Source organism: Caballeronia eucalypticola (genome assembly GCF_047608185.1).
Lineage (GTDB): Bacteria > Pseudomonadota > Gammaproteobacteria > Burkholderiales > Burkholderiaceae > Caballeronia.
The window spans coordinates 13,178-25,218 of the sequence record NZ_JBLKRU010000043.1 but is presented as its reverse complement, the minus strand read 5'-3'; the positions used below and the strand labels follow the sequence as shown (position 1 = coordinate 25,218).

Here is a 12,041-nt window from a genome sequence, read left to right as displayed (position 1 = left end):
TGCGCTTTCAAGGTGCGTTCCGGCAGCCGTCATGCCTTCGACATCAGCCTACACCCAACTTGCGAAGCACCTTATCTGCTTAAACGACGGCTTTCGACTATCGAGCATCTCGTCGATGCAAACAGCAGCGGAAACAGTGTGATCGGCTCCCGCGTCAGAGAGCGGCGACTGTAGACATGAACCCGACAACTCCCCTGCTCGAACTGAACAAGCTGGCCGTGTCGTTTGGCGGACGTCCGGCCGTTCACCCCATCGATCTCTCCATTAAACACGGTGAAATGCTGGCGCTGGTCGGTGAATCGGGCAGTGGCAAATCAACGATTGCACTGGCTGCAATGGGACTTCTGCCGGCGCAAGCGCATGTAGAAGGATCAATACGTTTCGAAGGCCAGGCACTGCTCACACTGCGAGAGCGCGAATGGAGCGCCCTAAGGGGAAACCGCATCGGCATGATTTTCCAGGAGCCAATGACGTCGCTCAACCCGCTTCAGCCAATCGGGCGACAAGTCGCCGAGGCGCTGACGCTGCATCGGCCGATGTCGTTTTCAGCTGCGCGCAAACAGGCGCTCGAGCTTCTGGGTCTTGTGCGCCTTCCCGATCCGGCACTGCGCTTCGATCATTATCCGCACCAGCTTTCCGGCGGCCAGCGACAACGCGTGATGATCGCAATCGCGGTAGCGTGCCGTCCAGGCCTGCTGATTGCCGACGAACCCACGACCGCGCTCGACGTCACCATCCAGGCGCAAATTCTCGAACTCATCGATCAGTTGCGACGCGAGTTGTCGATGGCCGTCTTGCTGATCACGCACGACCTTGGTGTCGTCGCGCGCTGGGCCGACCGCGTGATCGTGATGAAGGACGGCACGAAGGTGGAGGAAGCCGGCACCGCAACATTGTTCGCGCATCCTTCCCAGCCGTACACCCGTGCACTGCTTGGCGCCTCGCTGCACTTCGGCGCGGGACTGCATTATCGTGATGCCCGCCTGACAGAGACGATCAGCGAGCGGCTGCCAGCCACCGACGCAACGGCGACACCCGAAGACTCGTGCATCCTCCTCCAGGTCAACGGCTTGCAGGTCGACTATCCCGGCGCGGGCTCGGGTCGCAGCGTGCGCGCAGTCGACGGCGTTTCGTTCGACATTCGAGAAGGCGAGACCGTTGGACTCGTCGGGGAATCGGGCTGCGGAAAGTCATCGCTTTCCCGCGCGTTGACGCGACTCCTGGAACCGAGCGGCGGCAGTATCGTATTCGATGGCGACGACATCACGCATCGCCGGCGACGGGCATTGCGTCCGTACCGCAAACGCGTGCAGATGATCTTTCAGGACCCGTACGGTTCACTCAATCCGCGTCACACCGTTGAACGGACACTGGGCTTTGCTTTGGCAATTCATGGCGTGTCGCAACGGCGTGAACGCGAATCAAAAATTCGCCGCATAGTCGATGCGGTAGGCCTGCCCTCTTCAGCACTGCGCCGCTACCCGCACGAGTTTTCCGGCGGCCAACGACAACGCATAGGTATCGCGCGAGCGCTCGTGCTCGAACCTGAACTGGTGATCTGCGACGAACCGGTGTCGGCGCTGGACGTATCGATACAAGCGCAAATTCTTGATCTCTTGGCCGACCTCAAGGCCGAGCTGGGACTCGCCCTGCTCTTCATCTCGCATGACCTTTCTGTCGTCCGTTATATCGCTGATCGCGTGCTCGTGATGCAAGCAGGACGTCTTGTCGAAACCGGGGACCACCACTCCATCTGGACCTCACCACAGCATCCCTACACCCGCACCCTGATCGACGCCGTACCCACTTCGCATGTGCCGTCCCCGTTCACCACAAGGAAAATTCATCGTGACATCCAAGCGCCCCAAGCCACTCCCGCCTTCGACCTCGACGCTCCTGTTTCGCGATGACCCGCTAGGCGCGACCGTCGCCGATCTCAAGCGGCGGCGTTTGCTCAAAGGTGCCGGCGCATTGCTCGCGGGCGCGGCCACGCCGTTCATGTTCACCGGTGAAGCGTGGGCATTGACCGAACCGCTGCCGATTACGCTGGAGGGCGCCAAGCGCGGTGGCACGTTGACCGCAGTGATCCATCCGGAACCGCCGACCCTCGCGTTCTTTGTGAATTCCGCGACCATGATTGGCGCAGTCGCCAGCAAGATCTTCGATGGCCTGGTTGAATACGGTCCAGACCTCAAGCCGCGTCCGCAATTAGCGGAAAGCTGGACAGTCTCGCCCGACAGCCTCACCTGGACCTTCAAGCTGCGGCAGAACGCGACCTGGCACGACGGCCAGCCATTCACCGCCGCCGACGTGAAATTTTCCGCCGAGGAAGTCTGGCTCAAGATCAGCCCGGCATCGCGCCGCGTGCTGCAATTCCTGACGAAAATCGACACGCCCGATGCGCACACGGTCGTCCTGCATCTGTCGAAATCGACGCCCGCGACCTTCGGTATTCTCGATTCGCTCGGCACGCCGATCCTGCCGAAGCATCTCTACGAAAACACGGATATCCGCAACAATCCGTACAACAACAAACCGGTGGGAACCGGGCCATTCGTGTTCAAGGAATGGCTGCGCGGGGACCGCATCGTGCTGGATCGCAACGACAAATACTGGGCGCCCGGTCAGCCGTATCTCGACCGCCTGACGTGGAAGATCACACCTGACGTGTCCGGTCGCGCGACCGCGCTCGAAACCGGCGCCGCGCAATATGGCGAGCGCAACCCGGTGACGTTCGCGGATGCGGACCGGCTTGCCACGCTGCCGAACCTCGTGGTATCGCGGGAAGGGTATAACGGCTACGCGGCGTGGTTCTGGCTCGAACCGAACCTGCGCGACCCCATTCTCGCCAAGCTCGAAGTTCGTCAGGCGATCGCCCACGCGATCAACCGCGACGTACTGGTCAAGACTGTGTGGGGCGGCTACGCCGTGCCCGCCACGGGGCCGGAATCATCGCTGGTGAAGGCGTTCTATACGCCCGACACGCAGCAGTATCCGTACGATCCCAAGCTTGCCGAAACCCTGCTCGACAAAGCGGGCTTCCCCAAGCAAGCGGACGGGTGGCGCTTCAAGCTCAACCACGACTTCATTCCGTATGGCGACGACTATCGCCGCACCGGTGAGTTCGTGCGTCAGGCGCTGCGTCGGGTCGGTATCGACGTAACGTTGCGCGGACAGGATCTGCCGACCTGGATCAAGAACGTATTCACCGACTACAACTTCCAGCTCATCAGCAGTTGGGGCACCGACGGCCTGGATCCGCAGATCGGCATCGAGCAGCATTACTGGTCGAAAGCGGAAGCCAAAGGCACGCCCTGGTTCAACGCGTCCGGCTATACAAGCCCCGAGATGGACCATGTGATCGAAGCAGCGCAAACGGAAACCGATCCGGCCAAACGACGCGACCTGTACTTCCAGTTGCAAAAGATCGCTCAACGCGATCTGTCGCTCATCAACCTGTTTGAGTTCCGCTGGTTTGGCGTATGGGCTAAAAACCTGCGCAACGTCACCGATACCGCCAGCCATTCGCGTGCCAATTTTGCGCGAGTCTGGTTCGACAAGGCTTAGCGACCATGCTGCAAATGACATCCGGAATTGTCGGACGCATTGCTGGACGCATCGCCGGGCGTAGGGTCCGGCGCCGCCTGATTCGACTGGTGCTGGTTTTGCTCGGCACCACGGTGCTCAACTTCGTGCTGCTCAAGCTGATGCCGGGCGATCTCGTCGATGTCATCGCGAGCGAAAGCGGTAATGTTTCGCCGCAGTATGTGGCCGAGCTTCGTGAAGCTTACGGGCTTAACCACAGTGTCGCGTGGCAGTTGCTCCATTACGTCGGGCATGCACTACGGCTCGATCTCGGCTTTTCGTTTCGCTTTGGCGAGCCGGTCGCAACGCTGATATTCGAGCGCTTGCCGGCCACGCTGGTGTTGACCGGCACAGCACTGGTTATCTCGGTGCTACTCGGCGTGCTGCTGGGCGTGCTCGCCGCACGCCGGCCGCATGGTTTCGTCGACACGCTTTTATCCACGCTTGCAACCCTCGGCTATTCCGCGCCCATGTTCTGGACGGCGCTGATGCTCATCGTGGTGTTCGGCGTGCACCTCGAATGGCTGCCGATTGGCGGTATCGTCGATACGAATATTGCTCATCATGGCTTCGGGCTGCTGCTCGACCGGCTGCGTCATCTGGTGCTGCCTGCCGCCACACTCGTGCTTTATTACGTCGCTGTCTTCGCACGATTGTCCCGCGCGTCGATGATCGAGACGCTCCAGGAAGACTTCATTCGCACCGCTCGCGCCAAGGGAGGACGACCGTGGTACGTGGTGACGCACCACGCATTACGTCATGCCGTGCTGCCCGTTCTCACCATGCTGGGCCTGCAGAGCAGTGCGTTGCTCGGTGGCTCGATCATCGTGGAAACGGTGTTCGGCTGGCCGGGACTCGGGCAGCTTTCGTTTGAAGCGATCAAGAGCCGGGACGTGAATCTGCTGGTCGGCGTGTTGCTGCTGTCTGCTGTTCTGGTAGTCGTGCTGAATCTGGTCGTAGACCTGCTTTATGGCTTGATTGATCCGCGTACGAGGCATCGGCAATGAAAAAAATCCTGCATTTTTTTGGCCAACCGTCGGCGTTCTTCGGGGTCCTTCTGCTCGTGCTGGCCGTGGGCGCGGCGCTATCGGCAAACTGGCTTTTCCCCGGCGATCCCCTCGACATGGTGGCCGCGCCCTATCAGTGGCCGGGCGCTACCAGCGGTTTCCCGCTCGGCACGGACCTGATGGGGCGCGACTTGCTCGCGGGGCTCTTTCACGGGGCGCGCGTCTCGTTGTACGTGGGCGGATCTGTCGCCGTTATCGCACTCGTTCTAGGCATTCTGATTGGTGGCATTGCAGGTTATTTCGGAGGTCTGATCGATCAGCTTCTCATGGCGATCACCGAATTTTTCCAGACCGTACCGCCCTTCCTGCTCGCCATTATTCTTGTCGCCATTCTGACGCCATCGCTTACCACTATTGTTTTTGCGCTCGGCGTGACGGCATGGCCCAGCATCGCGCGCCTGACGCGGGGCGAATTCATCGTGTTGCGAGAGCGCGAATTCGTGAGCGCGAGCGTCGCGATAGGCGCAAGCGATGCGCATTTGATCTTCATCGAAATCCTGCCGAACGCGATGACGCCCATTCTCGTCTCCACGGCCCTGCTGGTTGCCAATGCGATCCTGTCGGAAGCCGCGTTGTCGTTCCTGGGCCTCGGTGACCCGAATGTAGTGAGCTGGGGTTCGATGGTCGGCACGGGGCGCGAAGCGTTGCGCACTGCCTGGTACATGATCGCCGTGCCGGGCTCCGCGATTGCATTGACCGTGCTAGGGCTCAACCTCCTGAGCGACGCGCTGCACACGGCGTTCAATCCGCGGCTGCGAAGAAAACGCGGCGCCGGTGTGGCGCCCGACGTGCAGGCAGTGCGGCTGTAACGGCAGGCGCCACCCAAGCTTCAAAGCGCGCCATGCCGAGGCGGAAGCTTTTCGTTGAGATAGAAGTTCCCGATGGCGTGATACTTCCAGCGCACCGGGTCATGCAGTGTGTGGGTGCGCGCATTGCGCCAGAAGCGGTCGAGACCAAGACCATCGAGCGTCGCCGCGGTACCGGCGAGTTCGAACAGGCGCGAGCCGGCATCGAGTGAAGCAGTGGTGGTCAGCGCACGCGCCTCGGCCACCGCGATGGAAGCTTGCGCCACCGAACGCTCGGTGGGCTCGGCTTGCGCCGCGTCGACTGCGCGCCCGGCTCTTCGCACTAAAGCCTCCGCTGCACGAAGGCGCACCGCGAGATCCCCCACCTGGGCGATCGTCAGCGGGTCGTCACTGGCACGCGCGACCTTCGCGTCGATCCACGGTCGCGAACGCTCGCGGATGAACGGCAAGCTCGCCTCGAACGCGCCACGCGCCTGACCCAGGTCGATAGCCGCGTGGATGATCTGCGCCAGCGGTCCAATGGTAGTGGGCCGATCGAACGAGGTTTGAGACGGTATGACCCATTCCGGTTGCACCGCTACGTGGTCGAAGCGAACTGAGCCGCTGCCAGTCACCCGCTGGCCGAAGCCATCCCAGTCGTCGGTCACGCTCACGCCCTGCGCTGCACGCGGTACGAATACCAGGTACGTCACGTCACGGCCATCGTCATCCGCCACTACCAGTGTCGGAATCCAGTGCGCATAGAGCGCGCCGGTGCAATAAAATTTCTGGCCGTCGATATGCCAGTCGCCCGGCGCGCGCGTGAGACGCGTGCGACGCTTGAAGTCCTTGTTGCCGATCTCGGCGAGCGCATTGCCAAAGCGTTCACCCGCCAGGACACGCTCGTAAAAGAAGCGCTTTTGTGCGTGGCTGCCGCCCACTCGCAAGACCTCGAGCGCGTAGTAATGATTTTGCGGAATCTGGCCGAGAGACCCATCGGCTGCAGAGATGATCGCTGTCACTTCTGCCAGCACGCCGTTGCTTACGTCTGCGCCACCGTATGCGCGCGGCACCGTGATGCCCCACAGGCCACTCAGCACAAAGGCATCGAGCTCGGCCCATGGCAAGCGGCGCTTACGGTCACGCAGCGCCGCATCGGGCGCGAATTCATCGGCGAGCCGTTTCGCAACATCCAGCGCCTGCGCGTCGTCTTTGACCAGATCGGGTGCGCGAACGGGACGTGGGCTGGGGGTCGGTCCTGCGAGCGCAGCAGCCGTTCTCCCCTCGGATTCGAAAAAAGTCATGGCTTAGTTCCAGGAGTGCCGCGTGGGCAGTACATCGTTGAGATGGTAGTTACCGATCAGATGCGACTTCCAGCGCACCGGATCATGAAGTGTGTGAGTACGGGCATTGCGCCAGTGACGATCGAGGTTATGGGCCGCGCGCGTGGCGGAGGAGCCGGCCAGCTCGAACAGTTTTTCACTCGCCTCGAGCGCAATGCGAGTAGTCAATACCTTGGCTTCAGCCACGGCCACCGAAGCGCGTGCGCTCGACTCTGCGTCAAGTGGGCTTGAAGCGATCGCATCCAGGGTATGGCCGGTCTCGAGCAGGACTTCGTGGGCAGCATGCAAGTCAATTTGCAGGCGGCCGACATCCGCGATGATGTACGGATCATCCACCGCGTGCTCCAGGCCTGAATCAATCCACGGCCGTGCGCGTTCGCGCACGAAAGCGATGGCATCGGCCACCGCCGCTTCCGCGATGCCCTGGTCGATCGCGGCCTGAATCAGTTGTGATGTCGGACCGTACAGGCCGGGGCGATCCGCTAGTTGCCAGATTGGGAGCACGTCTTGCGGGTCAATGGCGACGTTATCGAACACCACGCTGCCGCTGGCGGTGGTCCGTTGACCGAACGAACTCCAGTCATCGATCACACTCAGGCCCGGTGCGTCACGCGGCACCCAGACCTGAACGGCCCGGCCCTCGTCGTCAGTCGCGCGAGTCGGCACGCGATGCGCGAACAGTGCGCCCGTGGAATAAAACCGCCGGCCATCCAGGCGCAAACCATCAGGGATCGTACGCAGGCGCGTGGTGCCCTGAAGAATGGTCGAAGACTCCGCGGAGCGGCGCTCCGGTCCGGCATTGCCTAGCCGCCGTCCAGCCATTACCTCGTTGTACAGTCGCAGTTTCTGAGCGTGTGTGCCGATCTCGCGCAATACACCCAGCACACCGAAATGATTCTGCGGAATCTGCCCCAAGGCAGGATCGGCCGCGCACAGTATGACGAATACTTCGGCAAGCGTAGCAAGCGACACGTCAGCGCCGCCGTATTCGCGCGGTACCGTGATGGTGCCGAGGCCGCTTTCGGACCATAGATCGAGCTCAGCCCAAGGGAGCAAGCGCTCTCGATCCCGGCTCGCGGCGCCAGGTGCGAATTGATCGGCGAGGCGGCGAGCTGCGTCCAGCGCTTGTGCGCCGCCGGAAATATGCTGCACGCGCTCTGGATCGGGAAGGTTGGGCAAGCGCAATTCAGCGCCTGCGACGGTACGGGTCGACATGAGTGTTCCAGATTCAAAGATTGCTTGCAGGCTTTCGATTTTGGCTATTGCCAATGTCTTCTGCCAATCACCGAAGCGGTGCAATTACCGCAAAGAGGAAGTCCCAAAAACGGGTCCTCGTTCTCAATTGGAACAGCGCCGGCGACACGGGCATACTATCAAAATGGAAATTGCTTATCTGCAATCGAGATTAGTTTGGGAGGGGGCGGCAACCTGATCAGCCGGCTGACATTGAGAATGAAAACGCAGGAGATGTCTTCCCGTCTTGCGCACCTCGCAAACCAGCGCGCCACGAACCTCATATCTTTCGCACAAATCCTTCGTTGCTAACGCTTCACGCGCACCGTAGCGTTCAGGTTTGCCATCTGTTGTGCCGTTCAAGCAGCACCGCCGCGTTGACGAAAACGCATTTACAGCGGACGCCAGCACCGCATGTCGGCACTCTATCCAGAAACTCGAAGGAATCAGCAAGATGTCAGATAGTGGTCCAGAGGATTCACAGCCCAAGAAAAAATCACGGAATTCAAATGGACGCCGGAATTTCATTGTTGGCGGCGCCTTAGTCGGTGTAGGCGTGATTGGTTATGGTTTGATTCACACGGCCAGTACGCAAGGTAAAGGGGGCACTGTTGCGCTCGCATCCTCTTCTTCCGGCGGTACGCCTCGGGTTGGTGGAACCCTGGTCGTCGGCGAGTATCAGGAGCCGACCGTCTATGACCCCAACCATCAATACTCGTGGGAAACCTATCGCGTTGACCGGCACATTTACGAGTCGCTGGTGGGCGAGGATCTCAGTCAGCCATCGTCCGAGGGGCCGCCGCCCTTGATTCCAGCGCTGGCTGAAAGCTGGCAGGTGAGCGACGATGCAACCACGTTCACGTTCAAGCTCCGCCACGGCGTGAAGTTTCACGACGGCACGCCGTTCGACGCGCAAGCCGTGGCGTTCAACGTGCGCCGCTTCCACGACAAGAGTTTCGAGTACTACGATGTCAAGGCCAACGCCTTCATGAAAGCGGTGTACGGCGACTTGAAGTCCTTCGACGTAGTGGACGACTACACCGTACGTTACGTCTTCAACCGGCCGTTCCGCGACTTCCCGCGGATGTTGCCGCAAGGCAATTACGTGTCGGGAATTTTCAGTCCCGAGGCGCTCAAGACCTGGGGCCAGGACGGTCTTGCCGAACATGCCGCGGGTACAGGACCGTTCAGGCTGGTCACGCGAGTCCACGGGGAGAAAACCGAACTCGCACGCAACGAACAGTACTGGGGGCCACGTCCCTATGTGGACAAAATTGTTTTCCGGCCCATCACGGACGACTCCACGCGCCTTGCCGCACTCCAGGCAGGCGAGATCGATATCCTTACACGCACGCCTGCCGACGCGGTTCAACCGCTGTCATCGGGCGGCTATGCGGTGCCGGAGAGCACTGGCGCGGGTTTGCTCTATCTTGGCTGGAACTTCAAGAACAAGTTCGTGCAGGACGTGCGTGTCAGGCAGGCAATCATCCAGTCGATCGACCGCGACGGCCTGGCCAAGACGCTGTTCAAGGGTCACGCGATTGCGGCCTACAGCATTCTCAATCCTGGCAACTCGGCTTACGATCCCGCGCAGAAAGACTTCGCCTTCGATCCCGTTGCAGCACGCCGCCTCCTGAGCGCCGCAGGGTTCAAGGACGGCGACATCAGCTTCACGATTGCCACTGACGAGGCGAACCAGCCGTCCATCGAATGGATCCAGCGCGATCTCGCCAAGGTTGGCATCACCGTGAAGATCCTCTCGCAGGAGTGGCTGACCTATACGTCCAATCTCCCCCACCTCTCCGACGACATCGCGCTTGCCAGCATGGAATGGGGCTTCGTCACGCCGCTATGGCTGCGTATTGTGTACCAGGGGTACGTCGTGGCGCGTGGCGGCGAGGACCTGCTTGGGCCGGAACTAGCGGCAGCGATCGACGTGGCATCGGTCGAAGCCGACGAGGCGAAGGCCATCCCGCTATGGAAAAGCGCGAATGGCTTGTTGCAGAAGCAGGCTGGCGTCGTGCCTCTTCTGACGTTCACCCGTTACTTCGCAACAAGCGCCAAGGTCAGGGGCTTCAACGCGCCGGCACAGAACTGGTACGACCTGAGCCGGGTGTGGCTTACAACATGACACGCACCATCATCAGTCGTCTGGCACAGGCCGTTCCAGTTTTCCTGACCATCTCGGTGCTGGTGTTTCTCTCGGCACACCTGGCGCCGGGCGACCCGATCTCAAACGCGCTCACGGGGCAAATGCCGCAATCGTCCATCGACGCCCTGCGGCACGAATATGGCTTCGACCGGCCGCTCGTGGCGCAGTATTTCATCTGGCTGTCGCATCTGCTTAGCGGTCACTGGGGTAACTCCATCGTCCTCAAGGTACCGGTCATGGCCGTGCTCGGGCCAGCCTTCGTCAACACCGCGATCCTCACTGCCGCGGCAACGCTGATCTGCGTGGTGTGCGGTGTTGCGGTGGGCGTCGTGTCCGGTTTGAACCGCGGATCGAAAGGGGATTCCTGGTCCATGTTCGTGATTCAGATCGGCCATAACATGCCGGTGTTCTGGCTCGGACTTGTGCTGATGTGGCTGTTCGCGCTCAAGCTTCACTGGCTGCCATCATCCGGCATTGCGGACTTGCGCGGCGACGGCGGCCTGCCCGACCTGCTGCGCCATCTTGTGCTGCCGGCATTTTCGGCAGCACTCATTTCGATGCTGATTCTTGCACGGCTTGTGAGGGCAAGCGTGATCGATATCGCAGCAGCGGATTACATCCGTACCTATCGCTCTCTGGGATTTTCGCGCGCCCGGATTTTGCGGCGTCACATGGGACGCAACCTGCTTAGTCCGGTCATCAACGTGACGGGCTTGCAGATAGGTTATTTGCTAAGCGGCGTGATCCTGGTGGAGAACGTATTCGCGTGGCCCGGCCTGGGTTCGCAACTGTATGTGGCCGCAGCGGGCCGCGACTATCCGATGACACAAGCCGGCGTCATGCTGGTCGCCGCGTGTTTTGTGGGCGTGAATCTTCTGACCGACATCGCCCTCGACCTGCTCAATCCGCGTCTTGGCGCTTGATGTCTTCCTGCAATTTTGTATAGGAACCCCTCGATGCCACCGTCAGAACTGGTTCGGGAAAAAGTCTACGCCGAAGCCTGCAGCGCGTGCGAGCGGTTCGCACCTTCACGCCTGAGCGCGGCAGCCACGCGGCTGGCATCGAATGGACTTGCCTTGTGCGGCCTGCTCTTCATCCTGCTCGTCTTCGCTGTTTCAGGGGCCGCGCCCTGGCTCGCACCCTATGACCCGAACGCAGCCGATCCTGTTCTGCGCCTCGGCGGCATCGGCACGCCGGGCCATCTGCTTGGCATGGACGCTCAAGGGCGCGACATGCTAAGCCGTCTGATCTGGGGCGGCAGGACATCGCTTGTCGTAGTGATCCCCGCCGTGTTCGGTGCATGCGTGCTCAGCCTTTTGCTCGGCTTGTACGCAGGCTATTCACGAAGCCGTGTGAGCGCGGTGGTGATGCGTTTTATCGACATCCTGTTCGCCTTTCCGATGATCCTGTTTGCGATCAACCTGGCTACGACTTTCGGTCCGGGCATCATCACGGTGACCGTGACGGTGCTGTTTTGCGCACTGCCCTATGTCACGCGAGTGGTCTATGCCGAGGTGCGGGCCGAGCGCGATAAGGAATACGTAGAGGCGGCACGCGCGCTGGGCGCGTCGTCGTTCGAAATCGTCGCGCGGGAGATCCTGCCCAACGTGATGACGTCGGTGGCGGTGTATGGCACGACGTTGATCGGAGGAATGATCGTGTTCCTCGCGGGCCTGAGTTTTCTCGGGCTTGGCGTACAGCCGCCCACGGCTGACTGGGGCCGCATGGTCGGCGAAGGCGCCCGGTTGATGCTGCTCGGCGGCGGTCATGTCGCCACCCTGCCTGCGTTGGTGATCGTCGCATTCGCACTCGCGTTCAACTGGTTCGGGGACGGATTGCGCGACGTGCTCGATCCTCGCGATTAACCCGGTCTTGC

The 12,041-nt window shown here is 61.1% G+C and carries 9 protein-coding genes; 7 read left to right on the top strand and 2 right to left on the bottom strand.

Annotation, left to right across the window (positions count from 1 at the left end; translation table 11 throughout):
* Positions 1–176: 176 nt before the first annotated feature.
* From ACMX25_RS32385 to ACMX25_RS32370, 4 genes are read left to right on the top strand one after another with little or no spacing between them, the layout of a single operon-like run.
* Positions 177–1,910: an ABC transporter ATP-binding protein gene (locus tag ACMX25_RS32385; RefSeq protein ID WP_414953988.1), complete on the top strand. Its 1,734-nt coding sequence runs from the start codon at positions 177–179 to the stop codon at positions 1,908–1,910.
* Complete coding sequence (locus ACMX25_RS32380) at positions 1,849–3,567, top strand: ABC transporter substrate-binding protein (protein ID WP_414953987.1); 1,719 nt, start codon at positions 1,849–1,851, stop codon at positions 3,565–3,567. Before ACMX25_RS32385 ends, ACMX25_RS32380 begins: the two co-directional genes overlap by 62 nt.
* A 14-nt stretch (positions 3,568–3,581) precedes the next feature.
* A complete protein-coding gene (locus ACMX25_RS32375) occupies positions 3,582–4,592 on the top strand; it encodes an ABC transporter permease (RefSeq protein ID WP_414954015.1) in 1,011 nt (336 codons plus the stop codon).
* Complete coding sequence (locus tag ACMX25_RS32370) at positions 4,589–5,461, top strand: ABC transporter permease (RefSeq protein WP_414953986.1); 873 nt, start codon at positions 4,589–4,591, stop codon at positions 5,459–5,461. Before ACMX25_RS32375 ends, ACMX25_RS32370 begins: the two co-directional genes overlap by 4 nt.
* A 20-nt stretch (positions 5,462–5,481) precedes the next feature.
* Here ACMX25_RS32370 and ACMX25_RS32365 read toward each other — a convergent pair whose 3' ends face one another.
* On the bottom strand, positions 5,482–6,741 hold the full coding sequence (locus ACMX25_RS32365; RefSeq protein ID WP_414953985.1) for an SfnB family sulfur acquisition oxidoreductase: 1,260 nt from the start codon (positions 6,739–6,741) through the stop codon (positions 5,482–5,484).
* A gap of 3 nt (positions 6,742–6,744) precedes the next feature.
* Positions 6,745–7,995 carry an SfnB family sulfur acquisition oxidoreductase gene (locus ACMX25_RS32360; RefSeq protein ID WP_414953984.1) on the bottom strand — a complete coding sequence of 417 codons (1,251 nt, stop codon included), beginning with the start codon at positions 7,993–7,995 and terminating at the stop codon, positions 6,745–6,747.
* Between the two features lie 472 nt (positions 7,996–8,467).
* Here ACMX25_RS32360 and ACMX25_RS32355 point away from each other — a divergent pair, with 472 nt between their 5' ends.
* From ACMX25_RS32355 to ACMX25_RS32345, 3 genes are read left to right on the top strand one after another with little or no spacing between them, the layout of a single operon-like run.
* Positions 8,468–10,144, top strand: coding sequence for an ABC transporter substrate-binding protein (locus tag ACMX25_RS32355; protein WP_414953983.1), 1,677 nt, complete (start codon positions 8,468–8,470; stop codon positions 10,142–10,144).
* The gene (locus ACMX25_RS32350) at positions 10,141–11,088 is read left to right on the top strand and encodes an ABC transporter permease (RefSeq protein WP_414953982.1); all 948 of its coding nucleotides are present in this window, start codon (positions 10,141–10,143) and stop codon (positions 11,086–11,088) included. The genes ACMX25_RS32355 and ACMX25_RS32350 overlap by 4 nt, the downstream gene beginning before the upstream one ends.
* Positions 11,089–11,121: 33 nt before the next feature.
* A complete protein-coding gene (locus tag ACMX25_RS32345; RefSeq protein WP_414953981.1) occupies positions 11,122–12,030 on the top strand; it encodes an ABC transporter permease in 909 nt (302 codons plus the stop codon).
* Positions 12,031–12,041 lie beyond the last annotated feature (11 nt).